Source organism: Aliiroseovarius sp., assembly GCF_965228805.1.
Lineage (GTDB): Bacteria > Pseudomonadota > Alphaproteobacteria > Rhodobacterales > Rhodobacteraceae > JASBTN01.
Genome location: NZ_CBDDIE010000003.1, coordinates 1,818,565 through 1,844,011 on the forward strand (window position 1 = coordinate 1,818,565; position 25,447 = coordinate 1,844,011).

The window sequence follows — 25,447 nt, forward strand, 5'->3', positions numbered from 1 at the left end:
GTGGCGTACCTTTTCTGTCGGATTTCATATGCGCCTCCGCCGGCCCTCTGTCAAGATTGGAACCATTCTAAACTTTGCGACTGCGTCGCAGGTGCACTCGCAGCAAAAGCCTCTATACAAGGGCCTCGAAACCCTGTAGGCCCGCCCGATTGCCCCATTTCCGGAAAGCCCGACCATGAAAACCGCCCTCTCCGCCGCGCTTGCGGCCCAAGGCTATGACACTTTGACCCAGGTCCAGGAAGCGGTCACCGCGCCGGAACTGGCCGAGGCCGACCTGCTGGTGTCCGCCCAGACCGGATCGGGCAAGACCGTGGGTTTCGGCCTGGCCATCGCGCCGACCCTTCTGGGGGAGGATGAAGCCTTCGGCCCGTCGGGTGCGCCGCTGGGCCTGGTCATCGCGCCCACCCGCGAATTGGCGATGCAGGTGCGCCGGGAACTGACCTGGCTCTACCGCGAGGCAGGCGCCTACCTGGCCTCCTGCGTGGGCGGCATGGACCCGCGCGACGAACGCCGCGCGCTGGAACGTGGCACCCATATCGTCGTCGCCACCCCGGGCCGTCTGCGCGACCATATCGAACGCGGCGCCATCGACCTGTCCGCCATCCGCGCCGTGGTGCTGGACGAGGCGGACGAGATGCTGGACATGGGCTTCCGCGAGGATCTGGAGTTCATCCTCTCCTCCGTGCCCGAAGAGCGCCGCACGCTGCTGTTTTCCGCCACCGTGCCGCCGATGATCGCCAAACTGGCGAAGAACTTCCAGCGCGACAGCGTGCGCATCACCACCGTGGCCGAGGCGACCCAGCACGACGACATTGACTACCACGCCCTGTCCGTCATGCCGCGCGACGCGGAAAAGGCGATCATCAACGTGCTGCGTTACTATGAAGCGCCCAACGCCATCGTCTTCGCCAACACCCGCGCCATGGTCGCCCGCCTGACCGCGCGCCTGTCGAACCGGGGGCTGAATGTGGTCTCGCTGTCGGGCGAGCTGAGCCAAAGCGAACGCACCAATGCGCTGCAGGCCATGCGCGACGGGCGCGCGCAGATCTGTGTCGCCACCGACGTGGCCGCGCGCGGTATCGACCTGCCGAAACTCGACCTGGTGGTCCATGCCGAACTGCCCTCGAACCACGAGACCCTGCTGCACCGCTCCGGTCGCACCGGTCGCGCGGGGCGCAAGGGTGTCAGCGCGCTGATCGTGCCGCCGTCCGCTTTCAAGAAGGCACAGCGCCTGCTGAAATGGGCCAAGGTCGAAGCCGAATGGGGCCCGGCCCCCTCCGCCGATGCCGTTCTGGCCCGTGACAGCGAACGCATGATGGCCGACCCCGCCTGGTCCGAACCGGTCAGCGAGGGCGAGGCCGCACCGGTTGCTGAGCTGACGGATAAATTCTCTGCCGAGCAACTGGCGGCGGCCTATCTGCGGCTTTATCGTGGCCAGCACTCCGCGCCCGAGGAACTGGGCGAAGTGAACCAGGCTGGCCCGCGCCCGACCCGCGATTTCGGGCCGTCCGTGTGGTTCTCGATCTCCGGTGGCCGTGACGCTGGGGCCGAGGTGCGCCGCATCATGCCGATGCTCTGCAAGGCGGGCAACATCACCAAGGACGAGATCGGCGCGATCCGCATCCAGGACACCGAAACCTTCGTCGAAATCGCCGAACGCGCTGTGGCCGGCTTCATCAAGGCGCTCGATGGGCGGATGGAGATCGAAACCGGCTCCGAACTGACCCGTCTGGACAAGCCGCCGGTGCTGAAGGGCGGCAAGCCCGGTTTCAAGGGCAAACCGCGTCACGAAAAGAAGCCGCATCGCGGCCAGGGCGGCCCACGCGGCGACTACTCTAAGAGCGATAAACCTGATTGGGACAAGAAACCCAAGTGGGACAAGCCGCGTGACGAGAAACCCCGTGAAGACAAGCCCAAGTTCGAGAAACCCGCCAAGCCCAAGGCTGCCCCAACCGACTGGGACGACGCCCCCGCGCCGCGCAAGAAAAAGCCCAAGGGCGAACCGAAGGGCGGTGCGCCCAAACATCGCGGCCCGCGTGAGGACCGTCACGAGGGTGCGGTGAGCGAACGCAAGCCGCGTCACAAGCCCGACGGCAAACCGGGCCGCAAGGGCGCGGACAAGCCGAAAGGCCCGCCGCCGCCCAAGGGCAAGGCAAACTCGAAGAAGAACAAGGCCCGCGCGGCGGCTGCGAAAGCGGCCAAGTCCGGCAAGGGAGGCGACGCCGTGCCGCGCCGCCCGAAAAGCTAGGAAGCTGAGGCCGCTTCGCCACGGCTCCCACCCTTTGCGGCGTTTCGTGGGCGATGGCCGGGTGCCACCCCACCCCGCCGCGCCGAAGCGGCCTCATCCCATACCGAATGGAAGCGAAGGCCCCCATACATGACGGGTGCCCGCCCCGGGGCGTGACACCTCTTGGGGGGAGCCAGGCAGGGGGTCAGGTAATCGCTTCCAGCCGTTCCTTGGACATGCCGCCGGGCACGATGGTGACCGGCATCGGCAGGTCGGCCGAGGCGCGTGTCAGCTGGCTGACCAGGGGGCCGGGGCCGTGTTTGCCCTCGCCCGCGCCCAGAACCAGCACGCCGATTTCCGGGTCCTCGCGCACATGGGCCAGGATTTCAGGCACCGCTTCGCCCTCGCGAATGACCAGTTCGGGCTCGACGCCCTGACGGTCGCGCATCCATTTGGCGAAGACCTCGTAATGGGCAACGATCGCCTCGCGCGCTTCCTCGCGCATGATGTTGCCCACGCCGATCCAGTGGTTGAACTCATCTGGCGGAATGATCGACAGGACGGTCACCCCGCCCCCGGTGTTGGATGCGCGCATCGCGGCAAAGCGCATGGCGTTCAGACATTCGCGGCTGTCATCCAGCACCACGAGGAATTTGCGCATTGTCGACCTCCCTTTTGCCCGGCGATGATGGACCAAAGGGCAGGCGCCGCGCAATCTAAATCACGTCCTGCTTGTGTCTGTCTGCGACCTTTCCCGCGAGCGTCAGCCGCCCCCCAGGATGGAGCGCAGGATGTCCTCGATCACCTCGCCCACGTTGTTGTTGCCGCGGGGACGACCCCCACCACGACCGGTGGGCTCCGGCACGCCCAGCCCGCCGGGGTCCGCGAACGGATCGGCCAGAGCATTTGGATCCGGATGGATCATCGGCAGCGGTCGGGCGGGCAGGCCTTCGTGCACGCGCAACATGGTCTCGCGCCAGATCTCGGCGGGCAGGCCGCCACCAGTCACACCGCGCAAGGGTGTATTGTCGTCATAGCCCATCCAGACCCCGGCGACGTAATCGGCGGTAAAGCCCAGGAACCAGGCGTCGCGGGCGGCCTGGGTGGTGCCGGTCTTGCCCGCGGCCTCGCGGCCTTCCAGCCGAGCGCGCCGACCGGTGCCCTCCTCGACCACGCGGCTCATCATGTAGGTCAGCTGCGCCGCTGAGTCAGGCAGGATCACCCGTTCGCCCATGCCGCCCGATTGCGTCATCAAGGGTGCCTCGTCGCCCATCAGCTTGAGTTCCACCAGCCCATAGGGCGTCACCGAAGAGCCGCCATTCAGGATGCCCGCGTAAGCCCCGGTCATCTCGAGCAGGCTGCTTTCCGACGCGCCAAGCGCCAGCGCAGGCCCGGCGGCCAGGTCGCTTTCGATGCCGAACTCGGATGCCACCCGGCGCACGATGTCGCGCCCCACGGCCTCGGACAGGCGTACGGCGGGGATGTTCAGGCTGTCGCGCAGGGCGCGGGCCAGGGTGACCGTGCCGTAATATTCGTTGGTATAGTTCTTCGGGGTCCAAGGCCCCGAGCCGGGAATGTCGATGGTCAGCGGGCTGTCCTCGACCAGGCTGTTCCAGCTGTAACCAAGGTCCAATGCGGCGGCATAGACGAAGGGCTTGAAGGCCGACCCGGTCTGCCGTTTCGCCTGTGTGGCCCGGTTGAACGCGCCTGAGACCTGCGTCTGGCGTCCGCCCACCATGGCGCGCACGGCGCCATCGGCGGACATGACCACGACCGCCGCCTGCGCCTTGGAGCCCTCGCGCACCTTGTTTTCGAACACCCAGGCCAGCGCCTCTTCGGCGGCCTTCTGGATGTCCTGATCCAGCGTGGTGCGGATCAGCACGTCCTCGGTCGTGTCGCGGGTCAGGAAGTCGGGGCCGGTGGACATGACCCAATCGGCGAAATACCCGCCCGCGCGGGCCTGGGCGGCGCGCGACAGGGTGGCGGGGTTGGCCGTGGCCGTCTGCCGCTCAGCCATGGAGATATAGCCCTGTTCCTGCATCAGCTTCAGCACGGTGGCGGCGCGGTCCTGACTGCGGGTCAGGTTGTTGGTGGGGGCAAAGCGCGTGGGCGCGGTCAGCATACCGGCCATCATCGCCGCCTCGGGCAGGGTCGCCTCCGCGGCCGAATGGCCGAAGTAGCGCTGGCTGGCGGCCTCAAAGCCGAAACTGCCCGAGCCCAGGAAGGCGCGGTTCAGGTAGATGGTCAGGATCTCGTCCTTCGAGTATCGCGCCTCCAAAGCCATCGCATAGACCGCTTCCTTGATCTTGCGCCACAGCGAGCCTTGGCGGCAATCACGCTCGTAAGCGGCCTCATTGTCCCACTTTGCGGGATCAAACGGCACGCCCAGACACAGAAGCTTCGCCACCTGTTGCGTCAGGGTCGATCCGCCATGGCCCGACAGCGGCCCGCGCCCTTCGCGCAGGTTGATGCGAATGGCCGAGGCAATGCCGCGCGGGGACAGGCCGAAGTGGCGATAGAAGCGCTTATCCTCGGTCGCCACCACCGCGTTCTTCACTGCGGGGGCCACCGTATCCGTGGTGATGATCCCGCCATATTGATCGCCGCGCCAGGCATAGACCTGGCCGTTTCGATCCAGCATCGTCACGGACCCACGCGCGCGCCCGTCCAGAAGGTCGTTCACCGGCGGCAGGGTCGAATAGAAATAGAAGACACCGACCGCGATCAGCAGCGCCACCACCACGCCACCGCGCCAGAACAGCTTCCAGATCAGCCGCAGGATCCAGCGGATCAGCGTCAGAGGCCAGGCCAGGAAAAACGGCAACTTGCGCGCGGGTTTCCGCCTATTGTTCCCGCGTGCGGACTTGCGCGCGGGCTTGCGTGCCGCTTTTCGCGCCGGTTTCGCGGCGCCCTTGGCCGGGGCCTTGCGGGTGGGTTTCTGCCCGCCCGGTTTGGATGCGCCATAGCGCTTATCGGCCACCAGGGGTGGTCTTTTTCTGCCTGATCCAGCCATGGGACTCTCTTGTCGAGCTGCTCTGTTTTCAGGGCAATCTAACGAGTCGCGACCGGAAAGACGAGACCGGGAAGCCTGACCCCTGCCCATAAATCCGGCGCTGAAAAAAACGGCAAATGCGACGTTAAGTGCAAAAATTGTGCCATTTTGCCTGTTTTCCGGGCGTCATGCTCCCCCGGTTTCCTTGTTCTGCGCCGCAGCATTCGCCCTGCTGTCCCCATCAAGACGCGGGGTCACCCCGCTGGGAACCGAAAGGGGAAAGACGTGAAACTGATCATTGCAGCGATCAAACCGTTCAAGCTGGAGGAGGTCCGCGAAGCCCTGACCTCGATCGGCGTGCGCGGCATGATGGTCACCGAAATCAAGGGGTTCGGCTCGCAGTCGGGCCATACCGAGATCTACCGCGGCGCCGAATACGCCGTGAACTTCGTGCCGAAGGTGAAGCTCGAGATCGTCGTGGCCGAGGCCATGGCCGACCAGGTCATCGACACCATCCGCACCACCGCAGGCACCGGCAAGATCGGTGACGGCAAGATTTTCAAGCTCGACGTGGAAAGCGCCCTGCGCGTGCGTACCGGCGAGACCGACGGCGACGCGCTGTAAGCGCAGCCAGACAGAGAGGACACATCATGACCTTCAAGAAATTTCTTCCCCTCGCGATGGCCGCGACGGCGCTGCCCGCTCTCGCCATGGCGCAGGACGCGGTGCCCGGCGAGGCGGCCGATCATACGAAATTCATCCTGACCTCGGTCCTGTTCCTGGTGGGCGGCTTCCTGGTCTTCTGGATGGCGGCGGGCTTTGCCATGCTCGAAGCCGGGCTGGTGCGGTCGAAGAACGTGACCATGCAGCTGACCAAAAACATCGCGCTCTTTTCCATCGCCGCGATCATGTATTGGCTGGTGGGCTACGGCATCATGTATCCGGGCGACTGGCTGATCGAAGGCTGGCTGGGCCCGTTCTTTGCCGTGACCTCGCTGGACCCGGTGGGCGTGGGCGCTGATGCGGTCGACGTGGGCTATGCCTCGGGCGCCTCGGACTTCTTCTTTCAGCTGATGTTCTGTGCGACCACCGCCTCGATCGTCTCGGGCACGCTGGCCGAGCGCATCAAGCTGTGGCCCTTCCTGGCCTTCGTGGTCGTGCTGACCGGTTTCATCTACCCGATCGAAGCCTCCTGGCAGTGGGGCGGCGGCTGGCTGTCTGAAGCCGGTTTCTCGGACTTCGCGGGCTCGACCCTGGTGCACGCCGCCGGTGGCTTTGCAGCCCTGGCCGGTGCCTTCATCCTTGGCCCGCGTCTGGGCAAGTACAAGGATGGCCGCACGATTCCGATGCCGGGGTCCAACCTGCCGCTGGCCACGCTCGGCACCTTCATCCTGTGGCTGGGCTGGTTCGGCTTCAACGGCGGCTCGCAGCTGGCGATGGGCACGATTTCGGACGTTTCGGACGTGGCGCGTATCTTTGCCAACACCAACATGGCCGCCGCTGCCGGTGCCGTCGTGGTGATGATCATGACCCAGCTGATGTACAAGAAGGTCGACCTGACGATGATCCTGAACGGCGCGCTGGCGGGCCTCGTGTCGATCACCGCCGAACCCCTGGCCCCGAGCCTGTTCCAGGCGCTGATCATCGGTGGCATCGGTGGGGCGATCGTGGTCTTCGTGGTGCCGCTTCTGGACCGCCTGAAGATCGACGACGTGGTCGGCGCCATCCCGGTGCACCTGGTCGCCGGTTTCTGGGGCACCTTCATCGTGGCCTGGACCAATGACAGCGCCTCCTTCGGCACGCAGATCCTGGGCTTTGCCGCCATCGGCATCTTCGTCTTCGTGGTCAGCTTCATCTTCTTCACCATCATCAAGGCGGTGATGGGCCTGCGGGTTGGCGAGGAAGAGGAGTTGGGCGGTCTCGACATGGCCGAGCTGGGCATGGAGGCCTATCCGGAGTTCACCAACGGCTGATGGCTTCCTACTTCAGCTGTTGTTACCTGACCCGGGCGTTCGCGCCCGGGTTTTTTCGTGGCGCTACCAAGCGGAGTGGCTGCGCCACGCATGATATCTCGTCGGCGGCCTGCGGCCTTCTCCTCGGGCTATGGGGGCGCTGCCCCCAGCGCGTGCCGCGCTCCCCCGGGATACTTATGGAAAGATGAAATGCACAAGGCCGCGTCCGGGGAGGGCGCGGCCTTGCGGGATTGGTCCTGTGGGCGTGGCTTACACGCCCGCCTCGGCAATCGCCTGGGCCAGGATCGGCACGGTGGTCTGGTTCAGACCGGCGATGTTGAGGCGGCTATCGCCCACCATGTAGATGCCGTGGTCGTCGCGCATCTTGGCGACCTGTTCCGGGGTGGCGCCCAGGCGCGAGAACATGCCGCGGTGTTCGGCGATGAAGCCGAACCGATCCGAGCCGCTGCGTTCGCGCAGTTCACGCGCCAGCTGTTCGCGCAGACCCAGCATGCCCAGGCGCACCTCTTCCAGCTCCGCCATCCAGTCGGCGCGCAGGGCGTCGTCTTCCAGGATCATGGTCACCAGACGCGCGCCATGGTCCGGCGGGAAGGAGAAGTTCAGCCGGTTCAGGCTCGTCAGGTTCTGCTGCGTCAGCGCGGTCTGGTCCGCCTTCTCCGAGATCGCCATCAACAGCCCGGTGCGCTCGCGGTAGATGCCGAAGTTCTTCGAGCAGCTGGCGGCGATCAGGGTCTCGGGCATGGCCGAGGCGACCAGGCGGGTGGCGGCGGCGTCCTCGTCCAGCCCGTCACCGAAGCCCTGGTAGGCGATGTCGATCAGCGGGATCAGGCCCAGGGCCTGCATCAGCGCGATCAGCTCGGACCATTGCGGCAGGGTCAGGTTGGCGCCGGTGGGGTTATGGCAGCAGCCGTGCAGCAGCACCACGTCGCCCGGTTTCGCACCGGCCTTGATGTCCTCGATCATACCGTCGAAATCGACCCCGCGCGTGGCGTTGTCGAAGTAACGGTATTCGCCCATCGCCAGGCCCACGTGGCGCAGGATCGCCGGGTGGTTGGGCCAGGTTGGGGCCGACAGCCAGACGGTGGCCTCGGGGTTGGCGGCCTTGATCAGCTCGGCTGCCTGGTGGATCGCGCCGGTGCCGCCGGGTTGGGCAGCCAGCGCCAGGCGCTCGGCTTCGACCGATTTGCCCAGCACCAGGCCCGAAAGGGCGCGGCCATAGGCGGGATCGCCGGCGAGGCCGGTGTAGGACTTGGTGGTCTCGGCTTCCCACAGCTGCTGTTCGGCTGCCTTGATCGCACGCATGACCGGGGTCTGGCCCGCCGCGTTCTTGTAGACACCGACGCCCAGGTCGATCTTGTTCTCACGCGGATCGGCGCGGTAGGCGGCCATCAGCGCCATGATCTTGTCTTCGGGTTGCGCTTGCAGGTTGGTGAGCATCTTACTCTTCTCCGGTTGCGACCTTCAGGTCGTTATACATGCCCCATTCGGACCAGGAGCCGTCATAGATGGCGTGGCGGTCGTGGCCCAGCCGTTCGAGCCCCAGGCAGATCACCGCGGCGGTCACGCCCGATCCGCAGGACGCGATCACGGGTTTGGTCAGGTCCGCGCCCGCCGCGTCAAAGGCAGCTTGCAGCCCCGCCGTGTCCTTCATCGTGCCGTCGGCGTTCAGCAGCTCGCCGAAGGGCACGTTCTTCGAGTTCGGGATATGCCCGCCACGCAGCCCTTCGCGCGGCTCAGGCTCAGTGCCCGCGAACCGGCCTGCCGAGCGCGCGTCGATGATCTGGTAATCGCCCAGTTTCGAGGCGGCGGCGACCTGTGTCACATCCTTGATCATCTGCGCCTGGCGGCTGACGGTCATGTGGCGGTCGCGAACGGTCGGGGGCAGGTCCTCGATCGGGCGCCCCTCGGCCTGCCATTTCGGCAAGCCGCCATCCAGCACGGCCACGTCCATCTTGCCCATCAGGCGGAACAGCCACCAGACGCGCGCTGCCGAGAACAGCCCGGCGCCGTCATAGACCACCACCTGGTGGCCGTCACCGATGCCCATGGCGCGCATGCGGGACATGAATTTTTCCACCGGCGGCGCCATGTGCGGCAGGTCCGAGCGCAGGTCGGAAATCTCGTCGATATCAAAGAACCGCGCGCCAGGGATATGGGCGGCCTCATATTCCGCCTTCGGGTCACGCGCGTCGGCGGGCATGTACCAGCTGGCGTCGATGATGCGCAGGTCCGGGTCCTTCAGGTGGTCTTCCAGCCACTGGGTGGAGACAAGGGTTTTCGGATCGCTGTACGGCATGGCTCTGGTCCCCGGATGAAACTTCGCGTCGGCCCTGCCTACAAAGGCCGGGCCGCAGTGGCAAGGCTTTCGCGCTAACGTGTCGTGAATGTGGGATTTGCGCCCCGATCAACGCCTGGTCAGCGGCGGGTGGGGCGGGTGCGAGTCTCGCGCAGGGCCACGAACAGCCCCGATCCCAGGATCAACCCGATACCGACCCAGGTCCAACTGTCCGGCCATTCGCCGAAGACGAACCAGCCGAAGCCCACTGCCAGCACCATGGCGCTATACTCGAAGGGTGCGGCCAGCCCCGCCTCGCAGAGCGTATAGGCCCGGCTGATCATCCAGCCGCCCAGGCCCGAGGCGAGGCCGAGGATGACGAAATAGACTGCGTCGCCCGGGTTGAGGCTGCCCCAGGCGCGGGTGAGGAACTCGATCGACGGGGACGAGCCATTGGCGAACCCTCCGCTGCCCAGGGCCAGGCCAAACGCGCCCGAAACGAGGATGAAAATCACCTGGATGTAGAAGGCCATGCTGACCGGGCTGTCGGTGCTGCCCAGCTTGCGGGTGAGGATATGCAACCCCGCGTAGCCCACGGCGGAGGCCAGCGGCAGCAGCGCGGCGGGCTGGAAGCTTGCCGCACCCGGCCGGATGATCACAAGCACACCGACCAGCCCCATCAGCACCGCCGCCCAGCGGCGCGGGCCGACATGTTCGCCCAGGAAGATCACCGAAAACCCGGTGATCAGCAGGGGGGCAATGAAGAAGATCGCGGTGGTCTCGGCAATCGGCAGGGCGGCGAGCCCCATGAAGAACAGCATGTTCGCCATGACCACCAGGAAGCCACGCAGCGCATGCACGCCCAGGCGGCGGGTGCGCAACTGGCCAAACCCGCCCGACAGCGGGATCAGCACGAGGCAGGTCAGGCACAGCGCCAGGGCCGACCGGATCAGCACCACCTGATGCAGTGCGTAATCACCCGACAGGAACTTGATCGTCGTGTCGTTGATCGAAAACAGCATCGAGGCCGTGATGGCCGAGGTAATGCCGATCAGGTTGGTGTTGCGCGTCTCCATGGGATCAGGGTCGCCGGTGACGCCACTTCGATCTGTCCCGCGCGCGACGTTTGGGCATGTCGCAATCCGGCACCGCGCCGGGATCAGCCCTGCGGTTTGTCCTGTGCTGCGAACCGCAAGGCGCGGTCGAGCCCGTCCAGGAAGCGCGAGCGGTCGGCCTTGGAAAAGGGCCGCCCGCCGCCCTGGCGAAACGGATCCGCCGCGCGCAGGTCCGTCATCAGGTCGCGCGTCGCCAGTTGTTGCCCGATATTGGCCTGGGTCAGTGCTTCACCATTGGGCCGCACCACGCGGGCACCCGCCTCGATGCATTTGGCCGCGAGCGGGATGTCATTGGTGACCACCACGTCGCCGGTGGTGCAGCGGTCCGCGATCCACATATCCGCCACATCCGGCCCGCTGTCCACATACACCATCTCGACCAGCGGGTTGGGCGAGGGCCTGAGCCCGCCGTTCGAGACGAAGGCGATCCGGCATTTGTGCCGGGTCGCCACCGTTTCGGCCTCGGCCTTGACCGGGCAGGCGTCTGCATCGACGTAGATCATGCCTTATGCGTAGAGCGCCTCCGCATGGAAGGCCACATGCTCTTCCATGAAGGTCGAGACAAAGAAATAGCTGTGGTCATAGCCCGGCTGCATGCGGAAGGTCGCCTGCTGACGGCGCGCCGCAATGGCCCCGGCCAGGGCCTCGGGTTTCAACAGGTCGATGAACTGGTCCTTGGTGCCGGTGTCGATCAGCATCGGCCCGTCAAAGCCCTTCTCGGCCATCAACAGGCTCGCGTCATGGGCGGCCCATTTGGCTTCGTCATCGCCCAGATAGGCCCCCAGCTGCTTGCGCCCCCAGTCCGATTGCGTCGGGTTGGTGATCGGCGAAAAGGCGGACACGGACCGGAACCGCTCCGGCAGCGTCATCGCGATGGTCAGCGCGCCGTGACCGCCCATGCTATGCCCGGTAATGCCCTGACGATCCGCGTCCAGCGCGAAGTTCTCGAACACCAGCTCGGGCAGGTCCTGGGTAATGTAATCCCACATGCGGAAATGCTCAGCCCAGGGGGCTTCGGTCGCATTCACATAGAAACCCGCGCCCTGACCCAGGTCATAGGCGTCGTCATCCGCCACGCCCTCACCGCGTGGCGAGGTGTCGGGGAAGATCAGCGCGATGCCCTGTTCCGCCGCCCAGGCCTGCGCGCCCGCCTTGGTCATGGCGTTCTCATGCGTGCAAGTCAGGCCCGACAGGTACCACAGCACCGGCACCGGGCCGTCCTGCGCCTCAACCGGCAGAAACAGACCAAAGGTCATGTCGGTGCCGGTGGCCTTGCTTGCGTGTTTGTAAACGCCCTGGATGCCGCCGAAACAGGCGTTCTCGGATAGGGTTTCCATGTCAGTGATCCTCCGCTGAACTTTGCCCCATCCGTGCCGGAAGCCGCGACCACATGCAAGCGCCGGGCGCGGCATCGAACGTGCAATTTGCGCCAGAGGGCCTACTGACGCGGCGCCATCGCAATCGGCAGCGTCCGGATCACGAACAGAGCCATGCCAAGCGCCCAGAGGCTGCCCGCCGAATGCAACACCGGGATCGGGTCGCCAATCCCGCCCGAGATCACCCGCAGCAAAGCGCCCAGATGCAGGCAGGCCAGCAGGATCCAGTCGATCAGCCGCCCCTCGATCGGGCGGCCGGAATGGCCCAGCACCGCGCGCAGCATGACGATCACCGTCATCGTGCCGATTGCCCCCGCGCCGAAGGCATGGCGGATCTGGGAGAGGGTCACCAGGTCACTCAGGCTGGCCGCCGCCAGCAGCGCCGTGCCGATGGGCAGCCAGGCATAGGCCGCGTGTTGTGCCAACAGCAGCGGCTCCTGCGCCACCCGGGCCGCCTGCCAGCGGGTCAGTCGTGCGGCCAGGGCCAAAGTCGCCAGCACCGCCAGCACCCCGGTGACCATCGACAGGCCAGTCGCTGCCCAGCTTGCCGCCACCAACCCGGTCGCGGTCAGCCCGGCGCGGTCCACGCGGCCAAAGGGCGGAGGCACCTTGCCACCGCCGCGCCGGTTCAGCCAGTTGCGGGTAAAGGCCGGGGTCACGCGGCCTCCAATGAGCGCCATCAGCACCAGCGACAGGGCCAAGGCTGCGTCCGTCGCCCACTGCGGATCGAGCCACAGGAACACCGCCTGCACCAGGCTCATCGCCGCCAAGAGGCCCACCACCACCAGGTTGCGCTTGTTCTGCGAGGCAATGATGTCACGGCCCGCCAGCACCGTGGTGACCGGCAGGAAAGCGGCGGTAATGACCTGCGCGGCCATCGCCTCGGGCGCGACAAAGATCGCCAGCCGCCCCGCCAGCCACAGCCCGAACAGCACGGCAATCTGCGCCGGTGCCAGCGCGGGCCGCCCGGTCCAGTTCGGGATCGCGGTGAACAAAAAGCCCGCCAGCGCCGCGCCGAGGTAACCGAACAGCATCTCATGCATGTGCCAGCTCATCGGGTCGTCCAGAAGGTCCGCCCCCATGTACATCACCAGCCACAGCGGCAGGGCAACGGCGGCAAACAGGCCTGCCGCTGGAAAGAACAGGCGATAGGCGCCGGTCAGAAGGATCATTGGGTTCCCCATGCGATTACCGCCGAAACGGTCAGGATTGAGGCCGCGGTCGATATCAGGATCGCCGCCGAAGCGCGATGCGGCGCAATGCCGTAGTGCTGGGCCAGGATAAAGACATTGCCCGCCACCGGCAAAGCCGCCGCCGCGATCATCACGGCTGCGGGGTAGGGGGCGACCGAAAACACCATCAGCGCCGTGACGGCCACCGCCAGCGGATGCAAGACCAGCTTGGCGAAGGACAGCCAACCGGCCACGACCATGCGCTCGGCCGACTTGTCGGCCAGCGAGGCGCCAATGGCGAACAGGGCGCCAGGCGTGGCCGCCGCCCCCAGGATGCCCAGGAACTCATTCATCGGCGCCGGGATCGGCAGGCGTGACGCTGACCAGAGGAACCCCAACGAAATCGACACGATCATCGGGTTCTTCAGCAATCCCCGCCCGACCGAGATCAGAACGCCCGGCGACAGACGCCCGTCGCGTTTCGCCGAGATGATGATCACGATCAGGCTGCCAAAGACGATCAGGTCCACCGCCAGCACCATCATCACCGGGCCCACGGCGGCCTCGCCCATCAGCATGGCCAGCATCGGAATGCCCAGGAAGCCCACGTTGCCCACCACCGCGCATTGCGCCTCGACCGCGCCTTCCTCGACGCCGATGCCCCGCACCAGCGCCACGCCGGTGGCCAGCAGGTAGATAACCGAGGTGCCGACCAGGTAGGCCCAGATGAACGGCCACGAGATCACCTCGGCCAGGCTAAGGTTCGCGGCAAAGCGGAACAGCATCGCCGACAGCGCGAAATAGAAGACAAAACGTGTCAGCCAGGCGGTGGCCTCGGGCGGAAAGAATCCGCTGCGCCCGGCACCGAATCCCAGCCCGATCAGGGCAAAGAAGGGCAGGGTTTGCAGCAATACGTCGATCATGCCCCCGCCTAGCACGCGATTTCGCCGTTGACGAGGGGGCCAAATCCGCCTTTTCTGCAGTCCAGCCAAGCCGAACCCGTTGAACCTGCGCGGTTTCGGCCTGATCGGCGCGCTTTTCCGCGCGATTGCTGTTGACTCGCCGCGACAGACCGCTAAAAGGCGGGCTTCAAGGATTTGACCGGGCGGGGTGCGCCCGTCCGACGAGGAGCTGTAAAATGGCGAAGCCGACCACCATCAAGATCCGCCTGAACTCGACCGCGGATACCGGCCACTTCTACGTGACCAAGAAAAACGCACGCACCATGACCGAGAAAATGGTCGTGCGCAAATACGACCCGGTCGTGCGCAAGCACGTCGAGTACAAGGAAGGCAAGATCAAGTAATTGATCTCTCCTGACTGGAAAGAGGCCGTGCCCCAGGGCGCGGCCTTTTCTTTTCGCCTATCCCTGCCGGATCCGCTCCGCCGCCACCCCAGCCCAGATGCCATAGGCCTCGGCGCTGGGGTGAAACCCGTCCTCGGCCATCAGATGGGGCTCCAGAGGCAGGGCAAAGCGCATGTATTCCACCCCGTCTGCCGCCGCGTCATCCGCCAAGGCATCATCGAACCGGGCCGCCTGCAGGCCCAGCACCTCGCGCAGGGGCGGGGGCAGCAGGGCAAAGTCGCGCATCGGCGGTATGCCCGCAGCGATGATCCGCCCGGCGTCGAACTCGGCCCTGAGCCGCGCGTGCAGCGCCCGTCGTCGGGTGCGAAGACGCGACAAGGGCACCTGGCTGGTCACGTCATTGACCCCCAGCACCAGCATGACGATGTCGAACCGCGCACCGGTCAGCCCGTCCAGCCGCGCAAGCGTCGTTCCCGTCGTCGCCCCGGTCACCGCCTCCAGCCGCCAGGCAACGCGGTGGTCCCGCGCCAGGTCTGCCACCAGACACCCGCTCAGCGCGCCATCCTGATGCGTGGCTCCCACGCCCGCCGCCGAACTGTCCCCCAGGATCAACAGCCGCAACTCCGGCCCTTTGCCCGCCTCACCCGCCCGCGCCCCGGGCGGCTCCGGCAACAGCTGCGCCCCCTTGCGCACGCGCAGGGCCTGGGCAATCAGCACGGGGAACAGGGCGGCTTTCAGCAGGGTGTCAGCGGGTATCATGCCCCCTATCTAGGCGGCAGGGAATTCGCCGGAAAGACCGCCGGGGGCTTGACGTCGGGTCCTCGCCCACCGCACCGTGCCGGCGGGGGATGATTTCATGACGCTGATTTTTCTGGGCGGTGTCAGCCGCGCAGGCAAAAGCGCCGCCGCGCGCTGGGTGGCAGGCCGGGCCGGACTGCCGGTTGAGGGGCTGGATCGCCATGTTGCCGGGCTTGCCAGAGGCGAGGCCTTCATCCCCGAGGGGCGTGAACGCGTCGTCGCCGCGGTCGAGGCGCAGCTTGCCGCCGGTCACCATCGGCTGGTCGAGGGCAGCTGGCTTCTACCCGAACCCGCCGCCGCCCTGCGCGACCGTTTCGGTGCCGCCTTTGGCCCGCTCTTCTGTGGCTATCCGCAGGCCGATGCCGCGGCGCGTGACGCGATGCTGATGGCCACCGCGCCGGAGGGCGGGAACTGGTACAGCCGCCAGGACCGCGCCGCCCGCCTGGCGATACTCGACCGGCAGATTGCCCTGTCGCGCAGCCACCAGGCCCGCTGCGCCGCGCTGGACCTGCCCTATGTGGATGTTTCCGACCCCGCCACCGGGTTGCAGGCACTGCGGCGTCAGCTGCTGGACCTCACCCGCGCAGCAGTGCCCGCGCCCAAAGAAAAGGGCCGGTCGCAAGGACCGGCCCGGTTCGGGTTTGCCTGGCGCAGGGCCTAGCCTGCCGCCTGATCACTCCTGGCTGCCGAAGAAGCTCAGCAGGAACATGAACATGTTGACGAAGTCCAGGTACAGGTTCAGCGCGCCCATGATCGCGGCCTTGGCCAGCCATTCGCTGTCCATCGCGTGGGCATGGGCGATATAGTCGGTCTTGATGCGCTGGGTGTCATAGGCGGTGAGGCCCGCGAAGATCAGCACACCGATCACCGAGATCGCGAAGTGGATCGCGGGCGAGCCCAGGAAGATGTTCACGATCGAGGCGACGATCAGGCCGATCAGGCCCATGATCAGGAAGGCGCCCCAGCCCGAGATATCGCGCTTGGTGGTGTAGCCGTAAAGGCTCAGCCCGCCGAAGGCGATCGCGGTGATCAGGAAGGTCTGCACGATCGAGAAACCGGTAAAGACCGCGAAGATGTAGCTGATCGAGGCCCCCATCAGCGCCGCGTAGACATAGAAGAACAGCTGCGCACCGGCCGCCGACAGGCGGTTGATCATCGCGCCGAAGGCGAAGACCATGATCAGCGGGGCGAACATGACGACCCATTTCAGCGGCGTGCCATAGATCGCCGCCAGCATCGCGTCATTGGTGCCAACGGCCCAGGCCACCAGCGCGGTGACCACCAGGCCCACCGACATGGTGCCATACACCTTGTTCATGTGGGCGCGCAGCCCCTCGTCGATCGCGGCGCGTGCGCCTACGCCGGCGCGGAGCGTCTCATATTCAGCCATCAAAGCCTCCAGATACATTTCATGCGTCGGCGGGATCGAAATGAAACCGCCCTCGCGACACAATATCGGCAAGGGCGGCGGGTTTTTCAAGGCATTTAGGGTTGAACACTGCGTTCACGAATTGGTTCTTCGGAACTTCTGGTTCAACCTGTGGTTCCGGCGGCTTACTTGAGCCAGTGGTCCGGCACGTCCCACAGCGGGCGGGTCGCTTCGCGATGTGCCTGGCCTTCGGTCAAGCCGATATCGCTCAGCGCCGCGCGGTCCAGCCGGGATAGGGCCTTGCGCTCGCGGCGGGCCTCCAGGGCGCGGGCCGCCCAGGCAAAGGGCGACACCGAGGTCTTACGCGGGGCAACATTGGTGCAGGTCATTGCGGTCATCTCGTCTCTCCTTTTCCATTCGCGATTGATCGAGTCGTTTGCATCAATTTCCTTGATCCTTATGCCGAAATGGTTTCAATAAAGGAAATGAATGTTTTTGAGATGAATCATCAGGAGGTGTGATATGCCCCGAAATCTGGACATGACGGCCCTGCGCAGTTTCGCCACCGTGGCCGAGGCCGGTGGGGTGACCCGCGCGGCGGGGCTCTTGCACCTGACCCAATCGGCCGTGTCGATGCAGTTGAAGCGGCTCGAGGAAAGCCTGGGGCGCGAGCTTCTGGACCGATCCGGGCGCGGCGTCAGCCTGACCGCGGATGGCGAACAGCTGCTGGGCTATGCCAAGCGCATGCTGCGCCTGAATGACGAGGTCTTCTCGCGGCTGACCGACCATGTTTATGAGGGCGAGATCGTGCTGGGCGTGCCCCATGACATCGTCTACCCGGCAATCCCCCAGGTGCTGAAACGCTTCCACGCCGAATATCCGCGCATGAAGGTGAACCTGGTCTCGTCGATGACCCATCACCTGAAGGACATGTTCGCCAAGGGTGAATGCGACATGATCCTGACCACCGAAGATACCCTGGACGCCGGCGGCGAGACGCTCTGCGTGCTGCCGCTTGTCTGGGTCGGGGCGCCGGGCGGGCAGGCCTGGAAAAACCGCCCGCTGCGCCTGGCCTCGGAAGGGGACTGTGTGTTCCGCAAGACCGTTCAGCGGGCACTTGATCAGGTCAACATCCCCTGGGAGGTCGCGGTCGATGGCAATTCCTATCGCACGATCGAAGCCTCGATCAGCGCGGATCTGGCCGTCTTCGCGATCATTGATGGCACCGTGCCGGGCCACCTGGAGGTGATCCCCCATGGCGGAACCCTGCCCGAGCTGGTCTCGCAGCAGGTCAACCTCTATGTCGCCGATCCGCAGAACAGCGCGGCGATTGCCGACCTGGCCGAGATGGTGCGTGCGGGCTTCCGTGCCATGCAACTGTCCGGCCTGCACGCGGCCTGAGGGGGGTTACATGGTGACGACCACCTTGCCGGTGGACTTGCGCGCGCGCAGCATCTCATAGGCGTCCCCGGCCTGATCCAGAGGCAGGGTGGCGCCGATATGTGGGGTCAGCTTGCGGTCCTCGTACCAGGTCAGAAGCTCGCGCAGGCTGCCCGTCAGCACCTCGGGGCGGAAGTTCAGATAGCCGCCCCACCAGTAGCCCATGACAGCAATGTTCTTGACCAGAAGATGATTGGCCGGGATCTGCGGCACCTCTCCGCTGGCAAAGCCCACCGCCAGGATGCGCCCATCCGGGTTGGTCGCCCGCATCGCTGCGCGGAACTGATCGCCGCCCACCGCGTCATAGACCACATCGGCCCCGCCCAGGGCCTTGACCGCCTCGCGCAGGTCATCCTTGTCGCTGTCGATCAGGTGGGACGCACCCGCCTTGCGGCAGATTTCCAGCTTCTCGGCACCACGGGCGCTGGCGATGACTGTGGCGCCCATCAGCTTGCCGATCTCGACGGCGGTCAGCCCGACGCCACCTGCGGCCCCGGTGACCAGCAGGGTCTCACCGGGCTGCATGCGCGCCTTGTAGTCCAGCGCCAGATGGCTGGTGCCATAGGTGACCTGGAAGGCGGCGGCGTCCTCGAAGGACATGGCGTCAGGCAGCGGCACGCAGCGTTCTGCCGGAAAGGTGCCCGCCTGGGCCAGCCCGCCGGTGGTGGTGAAACACATGATGCGCTGACCGACCGTGAAATCACTCACCCCCTCGCCCAACGCGGTGATGACGCCTGCCGGTTCCATGCCCAGGGTCAGCGGCGGTTCGGGGCGCTCCTGATACTTGCCGCGCATCATCAACAGGTCCGCGAAATTCAGCCCGCAGGCGCGAATCTCCATCGCGATCTCGCCCGGTCCAGGGGTGGGGGCGGGCAGGTCAACCAGCTTTGCAGGTGAGTCGAAGTTGGAAATCTGGTATGCTTTCATGGCGGCACCCTCGGCTGGTTTTGCTGATTGCGATTGTCTTTTAGGGCGATCCATCGCGTTTTGCGAGGGGAGAAGCGTCCAGCGACCTATCGCTTTGTGCGTGTATTTCCCTTCGACTCGCGGATCTTTGCAAAATGCAATTGCAAAATGCAAAACACGCAATGCGGGTGTACGAAATCCAAGCCAAGGGCCGGTAAACTCAGCGACACACGGTTAGTTGATTTAGTTAGTTAATTGATAATACTATATAAAAACCCTTACTGCCGGTCTAACCAAAAAGACAGGTTGAGGTTGTGGGGGCCGCCATGGTTTGTGACACTAGCAAAACGAAAGTAACGAGGAGCCACCCGATGAAACATCCCGTAGACGTGCATGTCGGAAAGCGAATTCGCCACCGTCGGTGGATGGTCGGGATGACCCAACAGCAATTGGCTGAACAGGTCGGGATCAAGTTCCAGCAGATCCAGAAATACGAAACCGGCATGAATCGCGTCTCCGCGTCGCGGCTCTGGGATATCTCGGAAAGCCTGTCGGTGCCGATCAGCTTCTTCTTCGAGGGCCTGGAGGGCGACAGCGCCATGGCCAGCGAAAAGGCCCTGCCGGGCGACATCCTGGCGGACAAGGAAGCCCTGGAACTGGTGCGCAGCTATTATTCGATCCCGGAAAACCAGCGCCGCCAACTGTTCGAACTGGCCCGCGTCCTGTCGGACGCCGCCTGAGCCGAACGCGCGCCCGGCCCGATTGCTTTAAGTGCACTGGGCCGCGTGCGCCTGGGTCATTGACCTGACACGCCCCGCGCGCTACCGCCTCACATGATGTGAAGCGGAGGACGCGATGCAGTTGGACAGCACGACCAAGAGTGAATTGACGGCCTGCGCCCACGCGCTGGCCGATGCCGCACGCGCGGCGATCCTGCCGCATTTCCGCGCCGCCGGGCTGCAGGCGGATAACAAGCTCTCCGAAGGGTTCGATCCCGTCACCGTCGCCGACAAGGCGGCCGAACGCGCCATGCGTGAGGTGCTCGCGCGTCTGCGCCCTGATGATGGCATCCTGGGCGAGGAATATGGCGCCACCGAGGGCAGCACGGGGCTGACCTGGGTGCTCGACCCGATCGACGGCACCCGCGCCTTCCTGTCCGGGACGCCCACCTGGGGCGTGTTGATCGCCGTGATGGATCAGAGCGGCCCAGTCATGGGCCTGGTCGACCAGCCTTACATTCGCGAACGCTTCTTCGGTGGCTTTGGGGAAGCCTGGGTCGAAGGACCGTCCGGGCGCCAGACGCTGGCCACCCGGCCCCCGCGTGGGCTGGACGAGGCAATCCTCTTTACCACCTTCCCCGAAGTCGGCACCCCCGACGAGGGTCGCGCCTTCCACGAGCTGGCGGGCCATGTGCGCCTGACCCGCTACGGCATGGACTGTTACGGCTACGCGCTGGTTGCGGCGGGCCAGGTCGATCTGGTGGTTGAGGCCGGGCTGCAGGCCTATGACATCCAGGGTCCCCAGGCCGTTGTCGAAGCCGCTGGCGGTGTTGTCACCGACTGGCAGGGCGGCCCGGCCCACATGGGCGGCCGCGTGATTGCCGCCGCAAATGCCGAAATCCACGCGGCGGCGTTGGAGATCCTGTCCAAGGCCTGAGTTCCAACGCCGGTGGCGCTCCCGCCTTTTGCCCGCGCCTTCGGCTTGTCAAAAGTTGGGCGTAGCCAGTTTCGCGTTGCGAAACTGGCGGAGGGCGGCAGCGGGCTTTGCCCGCGAGAGTCGCGTAGCTTGCGGAGGGCGGCAGCGGGCTTTGCCCGCGAGAGCCGCGTAGCTTGCGGAGGGCGGCAGCGGTGTCTGCACCGCGAGAGCTGCGTAGCCCCGCGTAGGAACGCTGCCACCTCTCGTGGACCTTACGGACCACTGGCGGCCAGTGCCTCGGCCTGACGGCCTCACCCGAGATGTTTTCCGAAAGGAAAAGAACAAAGGCAGTCTTCCCGCCACGGCGGGGTGGAAACCGGAACGGGGAAGCCGTTGGCAGGGTCAATTCGGCCTGCTAAACTCGCCGCAGGTGGCCGTGTCCTTTGCCCTTTCTGGCGGCGCCTCATGTTGTCTCACCGAAACGGGCACAGGGAGACAACGTATGGAAATACTTCTGAAAAACGCCGATCTGATCCTGTGCATGGATGACGCCGGACGCGAGGTCTCGCAGGCGGATGTGTTGATCCGGGACGGGGCGATTGCCGACGTGGGGCAGGGGTTGGAGACCACCGGGGATACCATCAACGCAACTGGCTGCCTGATCACCCCAGGCCTGGTGAACACTCATCACCACCTCTACCAGACCCTCACCCGTGCCGTGCCCGGCGGCCAGGATGCGCTGCTGTTCGGCTGGCTGCAAACGCTCTATCCGATCTGGTTGCGTTTCGGGCCGGATGAGATGCGGGTCAGCGCCATGGTGGGCCTGGCCGAGCTGGCCCTGTCCGGCTGCACGCTCAGCTCCGATCACCTCTACCTCTACCCCAATGGCGCACGTCTTGAAGACACCATTCATGCCGCCGCCGAGGTGGGCCTGCGTTTCCACCCCACCCGCGGCGCCATGTCGATCGGCGAGAGCGACGGGGGGTTGCCGCCTGACAGCCTGGTCGAACGTGAAGCCGATATCTTGAGTGACTGCATCCGCGTGATCGACGCCTTTCACGACGCTTCCGAAGGCTCGATGTGCCGCGTCGGCGTCGCCCCCTGTTCGCCCTTTTCCGTCTCCCGCGAGCTGATGCGCGACGCCGCCCTCCTGGCCCGCGACAAGGGCGTCATGCTGCACACCCACCTGGCCGAAAACGGCGAGGATGTGGCCTATAGCCTCGAGAAATTCGGCTGTCGCCCCGGCCAATATGCCGAGGACCTGGGTTGGGTCGGTGAAGACGTCTGGCACGCCCATTGCGTCATGCTGGACGGCGCGGAGATCGACCTCTTCGCCCGCACCCGCACCGGGGTCGCGCACTGCCCCTGTTCGAACTGCCGCCTGGGGTCGGGCATTGCGCCGGTGCGCGCCATGCGGGACGCGGGCGTGCCGGTGGGGCTTGGGGTGGATGGCTCGGCCTCGAACGACGCAGGCAACCTGGTGGCCGAGGCGCGCCAGGCGATGCTCTTGCAACGGGTTGCGCGCGGCGCCGATCAGATGTCCGCGCGCGAGGCGCTCTGGATCGCGACCCGCGGCGGCGCCCAGGTGCTGGGGCGCGACGATTGCGGCCAGATCGCGCCCGGAAAGCGCGCCGATATTGCCGTCTGGGACATGACGGGCATCGAGGCGGCGGGCAGTTGGGATCCCGCCGCCCTGCTGCTCGCGGGCCCCACCACCGTGCGCAACCTCTTCGTCGAGGGGCGGCAGGTTGTGCGCGACGGGCAGCTCACCACGCTCGACCTGCCCCGGGTGATCGAAGCGCAAAACCGCCTCGCCACCCGCCTCATGACCTGATCATAAAGGCAAGGCGCCCGCACACCCTTGCCCCGCCCCCGCCGCCTGCGCTATTGAACCGCTCGAACTGGAACAAACCGGAGGTCGCCATGGCTGGCCACTCAAAATGGGCAAACATCCAGCACCGCAAGGGTCGCCAGGATGCCGCGCGCTCGAAGCTCTTCTCGAAACTCGCCAAGGAAATCACCGTGGCCGCCAAGATGGGCGACCCGGACCCGGAAAAGAACCCGCGCCTGCGCCTGGCGGTCAAGGAAGCCAAATCGCAATCCGTGCCCAAGGACGTGATCGACCGCGCGATCAAGAAATCGCAAGGCGGCGACGCCGAAAACTATGACGAGATCCGCTACGAAGGCTACGGCCCCGGCGGCGTCGCCGTCATCGTCGAGGCGATGACCGACAACAAGAACCGCACCGCCTCCACCGTGCGCTCGACCTTCTCGAAGAACGGCGGCAACCTGGGCGAAACCGGCTCGGTCGGCTTCATGTTCGAACGCAAGGGCGAGGTGACCTACAAGGCCGACGCCGGCGACGCCGACACCGTGTTCGAGGCCGCCATCGAGGCAGGCGCCGAGGATTGCGAAAGCTCCGAAGAGGGCCACGTCATCACCTGCGCCGACACCGACCTGAACGAGGTCTCCACCGCGCTGGAAGCCACCCTGGGCGAGTCGGACTCGACCAAGCTCATCTGGCAGCCGACCACCACCACCGAGCTGGACCTGGACGGCATGCAGAAACTGATGCGCCTGATCGACGCCCTGGAAGACGACGACGACATCCAGCGCGTCACGGCCAATTTCGAAGCCTCCGACGAGGTGCTGGCGCAGCTCTGAACGGGCGTGTCAGGAAGGATGGAGAACCCCGGCCGTTGGTCGGGGTTTTTTGTTTTTGGGCTTTGAAAGGTAGCCCAAGTGAGACTATGTCCCATTCCAGTAAGAGAGAAAGACTTGATATTCACGACAGTAGCCCATGCATTCTCTGAGGTAGTCGCCCTTGGCACTTGATCACTATGTATCACAAGTCCATCTGAAACAGTTCTTGCGGCAATCCGATGGAAGGTTGCTGCTCGCCACGCGAAAATCAGATATCTGCGAGTTTCCTACGAGGACAATGGACGTTTGTAGAGTAGAGGAAGGCAGTACGAATGACTTCCTCACCGAAAACCGAGTAGTCGAGGATTTCCTCAAAGGCATTGAGCCAGCTTATGAGCCATGTTTGTCCCGGATTGAGGGCGGTGAAGTTGATCTGAATTCACGCCAGGTATTCGCGGGTTTCCTAGCCTACATTCAGACCTATTCACCGACTGCTTTTCGTTTGTTTGAGCCTATGGTTCGCGCCGTGTTGGAGCGGACTATCTCCTTACTTGAGGAGGAGGGTGAGCTAACGCCCTTTAAGTGCCCAGAAATACCAGATTGGGACGGCAAATGTCTCTCGCAGCTCCAATCTGAAGGCAAGCTAGACCTCGAAATCAATCTGCGAATGCCGCAGGCAATGGCGACGACACAGCTACTTCGGATAACGGAGAATTTGGCCTCAAGCGATGTCACGGTTCTGAGGCCCAAGGGTAGAATGCGGTTTCTCACAAGCGATTTTCCATCAATAGTTCTTGGATACCGACAGGGAAAATTTGCTCAGCGTTTTTTGCCACTTTCTCCAAAACTGGGGATGGTTTTTCACACTGAAACTGCAAGCGAAGCAAATGAGGTGGTAAAGCACAGATTTGTAGAGGTTGGTGATAGGAAGATCGAGGCAATCAATGATGAAATTATCAAAGCTGCTGAGAATTTAGTATTCGGCACACACCGCTTTCCCTGGCTCAAGGGAAAGGTGCGGAAGATGCAGAACTTCCGCACAGAAAATGTGACTGAAAGCGTTGGCCCCCTAATTGTTAGTCAGCAACGGGCGGTGAAAAGGACCCACCAGTCGGTATAGGTATGATGTCTTGTGTTGCGATCGTAGAAACAGGGATGCTGCTTTAGCGGAGTTGGTGGTCGCTAACCCCCCTTGCCTTTCCCCACCCCATCCGCTCAAGTCCCCCAATGGACAATCAACGCCCCTTACACGGGGTCGCCTGGATGCTGGTGACCGGTCTCTGCTTTGTCGGGGTTACGGCGGTGGTGAAACATGTTGGCACTGGGGTTCCGGCGGCGCAGGCGGCGTTCTTGCGCTATGCGTTGGGCGTGGTGTTTCTGGTGCCGATGATCCGGCCTCTGATGCAGGCCAATCTGAGCAAACGGGCCGTGTGGCTCTTTACCCTGCGCGGGGTTGTGCATACGGGCGGGGTGATCCTGTGGTTCTATGCGATGACGCGCATTACCATCGCCGAGGTGACGGCGATGAATTACATGTCGCCGATCTATGTCACCATCGGAGCCGCGCTTTTCCTGGGCGAGAAGCTGGCGGCGCGGCGGTTGTTGGCGATCGCCGCGGCCCTGGTCGGCGCGCTGATCATCCTGCGCCCCGGGGTGCGCGAGCTGAACGCGGGGCACCTGGCGATGGTGGCCACCGCCTTCAGCTTCGCGGGCTCGTATCTCTTCGCCAAGCGCATGGCGTCCGAGGCCAGCCCCACCGTGATCGTCGCCATGTTGTCGATCACCGTGACCATCGGCCTTGCGCCCTTCGCCATCGCGGTCTGGGTGCCGCCCACGGTGGAGCAACTCTCCTGGCTGTTCCTGGTCGCGGCCTTCGCCACCGCCGGGCATTATTCCATGTCCCGCGCCTTTGCCGTGGCGCCGGTCTCGGTGACCCAGCCGGTCACCTTCCTGCAACTGGTCTGGTCCGTGACCCTGGGCGCGCTGGTGTTTGGCGAGCCGGTGGATGGCTGGGTGGTTCTGGGCGGCGTGGTGATCATGGCGGCGGTCAGTTTCATCGCCTGGCGCGAGGCGGTGATCAAGCGGCGGCAGGTGACGCCGAGCACGGGGGATGCGGCGCGGGGGTAACACGCACCCCCTCGCACGGCGAAGCCGGGCGGCGCCCGACCCTCCCCACGGGAGGGCGCTTTTCCACCCTTACGCCTCACACCTCCGTTGCGA

25 protein-coding genes are annotated in these 25,447 nt (G+C 65.0%); 12 read left to right on the forward strand and 13 right to left on the reverse strand.

Annotated elements, in window-relative coordinates; translation table 11 throughout:
• Positions 1–175 precede the first annotated feature (175 nt).
• The gene (locus tag ACO07D_RS10165; RefSeq protein ID WP_421702824.1) at positions 176–2,248 is read left to right on the forward strand and encodes a DEAD/DEAH box helicase; all 2,073 of its coding nucleotides are present in this window, start codon (positions 176–178) and stop codon (positions 2,246–2,248) included.
• 184 nt (positions 2,249–2,432) lie between these two features.
• Here ACO07D_RS10165 and ACO07D_RS10170 read toward each other — a convergent pair whose 3' ends face one another.
• Both ACO07D_RS10170 and ACO07D_RS10175 read right to left on the reverse strand, forming a co-directional pair.
• Entirely contained in the window at positions 2,433–2,888 is a 456-nt protein-coding gene (locus ACO07D_RS10170) for a universal stress protein (protein ID WP_421702825.1), read from the reverse strand.
• A gap of 102 nt (positions 2,889–2,990) precedes the next feature.
• Positions 2,991–5,240, reverse strand: coding sequence for a transglycosylase domain-containing protein (locus ACO07D_RS10175; RefSeq protein ID WP_421702826.1), 2,250 nt, complete (start codon positions 5,238–5,240; stop codon positions 2,991–2,993).
• Between the two features lie 264 nt (positions 5,241–5,504).
• Here ACO07D_RS10175 and ACO07D_RS10180 point away from each other — a divergent pair, with 264 nt between their 5' ends.
• Positions 5,505–5,843, forward strand: a complete 339-nt coding sequence (locus ACO07D_RS10180) for a P-II family nitrogen regulator (RefSeq protein ID WP_421702827.1) — start codon at positions 5,505–5,507, stop codon at positions 5,841–5,843.
• A 26-nt stretch (positions 5,844–5,869) separates the two neighbouring features.
• The gene (gene amt, locus ACO07D_RS10185) at positions 5,870–7,192 is read left to right on the forward strand and encodes an ammonium transporter (protein WP_421702828.1); all 1,323 of its coding nucleotides are present in this window, start codon (positions 5,870–5,872) and stop codon (positions 7,190–7,192) included.
• A gap of 249 nt (positions 7,193–7,441) precedes the next feature.
• Here the strand turns inward: amt and ACO07D_RS10190 are convergent, their stop codons facing one another.
• The 7 genes from ACO07D_RS10190 to ACO07D_RS10220 all read right to left on the reverse strand — a co-directional run bounded on the left by ACO07D_RS10190 (position 7,442) and on the right by ACO07D_RS10220 (position 14,053).
• Positions 7,442–8,629, reverse strand: coding sequence for an aromatic amino acid transaminase (locus ACO07D_RS10190; protein WP_421702829.1), 1,188 nt, complete (start codon positions 8,627–8,629; stop codon positions 7,442–7,444).
• 1 nt (position 8,630) lies between these two features.
• A complete protein-coding gene (gene sseA / locus ACO07D_RS10195; RefSeq protein ID WP_421702830.1) occupies positions 8,631–9,488 on the reverse strand; it encodes a 3-mercaptopyruvate sulfurtransferase in 858 nt (285 codons plus the stop codon).
• Positions 9,489–9,607: 119 nt separating this feature from the next.
• Entirely contained in the window at positions 9,608–10,543 is a 936-nt protein-coding gene (locus tag ACO07D_RS10200) for a DMT family transporter (protein WP_421702831.1), read from the reverse strand.
• 83 nt (positions 10,544–10,626) lie between these two features.
• Positions 10,627–11,085: a YaiI/YqxD family protein gene (locus ACO07D_RS10205; protein ID WP_421702832.1), complete on the reverse strand. Its 459-nt coding sequence runs from the start codon at positions 11,083–11,085 to the stop codon at positions 10,627–10,629.
• A gap of 3 nt (positions 11,086–11,088) precedes the next feature.
• A complete protein-coding gene (fghA, locus tag ACO07D_RS10210) occupies positions 11,089–11,919 on the reverse strand; it encodes an S-formylglutathione hydrolase (protein WP_421702833.1) in 831 nt (276 codons plus the stop codon).
• A gap of 101 nt (positions 11,920–12,020) precedes the next feature.
• On the reverse strand, positions 12,021–13,130 hold the full coding sequence (locus tag ACO07D_RS10215; RefSeq protein WP_421702834.1) for an NnrS family protein: 1,110 nt from the start codon (positions 13,128–13,130) through the stop codon (positions 12,021–12,023).
• Positions 13,127–14,053, reverse strand: a complete 927-nt coding sequence (locus ACO07D_RS10220; protein WP_421702835.1) for an AEC family transporter — start codon at positions 14,051–14,053, stop codon at positions 13,127–13,129. The genes ACO07D_RS10215 and ACO07D_RS10220 overlap by 4 nt, the downstream gene beginning before the upstream one ends.
• A 215-nt stretch (positions 14,054–14,268) precedes the next feature.
• Between ACO07D_RS10220 and rpmG the strand changes: the two genes are divergently transcribed.
• Positions 14,269–14,436 carry a 50S ribosomal protein L33 gene (rpmG, locus tag ACO07D_RS10225; protein WP_058261865.1) on the forward strand — a complete coding sequence of 56 codons (168 nt, stop codon included), beginning with the start codon at positions 14,269–14,271 and terminating at the stop codon, positions 14,434–14,436.
• A gap of 57 nt (positions 14,437–14,493) precedes the next feature.
• Here rpmG and ACO07D_RS10230 read toward each other — a convergent pair whose 3' ends face one another.
• Positions 14,494–15,195: an SGNH/GDSL hydrolase family protein gene (locus tag ACO07D_RS10230; protein WP_421702836.1), complete on the reverse strand. Its 702-nt coding sequence runs from the start codon at positions 15,193–15,195 to the stop codon at positions 14,494–14,496.
• Positions 15,196–15,292: 97 nt separating this feature from the next.
• Here ACO07D_RS10230 and ACO07D_RS10235 point away from each other — a divergent pair, with 97 nt between their 5' ends.
• The gene (locus tag ACO07D_RS10235; RefSeq protein WP_421702837.1) at positions 15,293–15,895 is read left to right on the forward strand and encodes a hypothetical protein; all 603 of its coding nucleotides are present in this window, start codon (positions 15,293–15,295) and stop codon (positions 15,893–15,895) included.
• A 12-nt stretch (positions 15,896–15,907) separates the two neighbouring features.
• On the opposite strand, the gene ACO07D_RS10240 is transcribed toward ACO07D_RS10235, so the two are convergent.
• Together ACO07D_RS10240 and ACO07D_RS10245 are read right to left on the reverse strand one after the other, a co-directional pair.
• On the reverse strand, positions 15,908–16,624 hold the full coding sequence (locus tag ACO07D_RS10240; protein ID WP_421702838.1) for a Bax inhibitor-1/YccA family protein: 717 nt from the start codon (positions 16,622–16,624) through the stop codon (positions 15,908–15,910).
• A 164-nt stretch (positions 16,625–16,788) separates the two neighbouring features.
• Positions 16,789–17,001: a DUF1127 domain-containing protein gene (locus tag ACO07D_RS10245; protein ID WP_421702839.1), complete on the reverse strand. Its 213-nt coding sequence runs from the start codon at positions 16,999–17,001 to the stop codon at positions 16,789–16,791.
• Positions 17,002–17,125: 124 nt separating this feature from the next.
• Between ACO07D_RS10245 and ACO07D_RS10250 the strand changes: the two genes are divergently transcribed.
• Entirely contained in the window at positions 17,126–18,004 is an 879-nt protein-coding gene (locus ACO07D_RS10250) for a LysR family transcriptional regulator (protein ID WP_421702840.1), read from the forward strand.
• Positions 18,005–18,010: 6 nt separating this feature from the next.
• On the opposite strand, the gene ACO07D_RS10255 is transcribed toward ACO07D_RS10250, so the two are convergent.
• Complete coding sequence (locus tag ACO07D_RS10255; protein WP_421702841.1) at positions 18,011–18,970, reverse strand: NADPH:quinone oxidoreductase family protein; 960 nt, start codon at positions 18,968–18,970, stop codon at positions 18,011–18,013.
• Positions 18,971–19,320: 350 nt separating this feature from the next.
• Between ACO07D_RS10255 and ACO07D_RS10260 the strand changes: the two genes are divergently transcribed.
• The 6 genes from ACO07D_RS10260 to ACO07D_RS10285 all read left to right on the forward strand — a co-directional run bounded on the left by ACO07D_RS10260 (position 19,321) and on the right by ACO07D_RS10285 (position 25,354).
• A complete protein-coding gene (locus ACO07D_RS10260) occupies positions 19,321–19,689 on the forward strand; it encodes a helix-turn-helix domain-containing protein (RefSeq protein ID WP_421702842.1) in 369 nt (122 codons plus the stop codon).
• 115 nt (positions 19,690–19,804) lie between these two features.
• On the forward strand, positions 19,805–20,605 hold the full coding sequence (hisN, locus tag ACO07D_RS10265; RefSeq protein WP_421702843.1) for a histidinol-phosphatase: 801 nt from the start codon (positions 19,805–19,807) through the stop codon (positions 20,603–20,605).
• A 481-nt stretch (positions 20,606–21,086) separates the two neighbouring features.
• Positions 21,087–22,418, forward strand: a complete 1,332-nt coding sequence (locus ACO07D_RS10270) for an 8-oxoguanine deaminase (RefSeq protein ID WP_421702844.1) — start codon at positions 21,087–21,089, stop codon at positions 22,416–22,418.
• 89 nt (positions 22,419–22,507) lie between these two features.
• Positions 22,508–23,248: a YebC/PmpR family DNA-binding transcriptional regulator gene (locus ACO07D_RS10275; RefSeq protein WP_421702845.1), complete on the forward strand. Its 741-nt coding sequence runs from the start codon at positions 22,508–22,510 to the stop codon at positions 23,246–23,248.
• A 160-nt stretch (positions 23,249–23,408) separates the two neighbouring features.
• Entirely contained in the window at positions 23,409–24,347 is a 939-nt protein-coding gene (locus tag ACO07D_RS10280; RefSeq protein ID WP_421702846.1) for a DUF4238 domain-containing protein, read from the forward strand.
• A gap of 107 nt (positions 24,348–24,454) precedes the next feature.
• Positions 24,455–25,354: a DMT family transporter gene (locus tag ACO07D_RS10285; RefSeq protein WP_421702847.1), complete on the forward strand. Its 900-nt coding sequence runs from the start codon at positions 24,455–24,457 to the stop codon at positions 25,352–25,354.
• Positions 25,355–25,447: the final 93 nt, after the last annotated feature.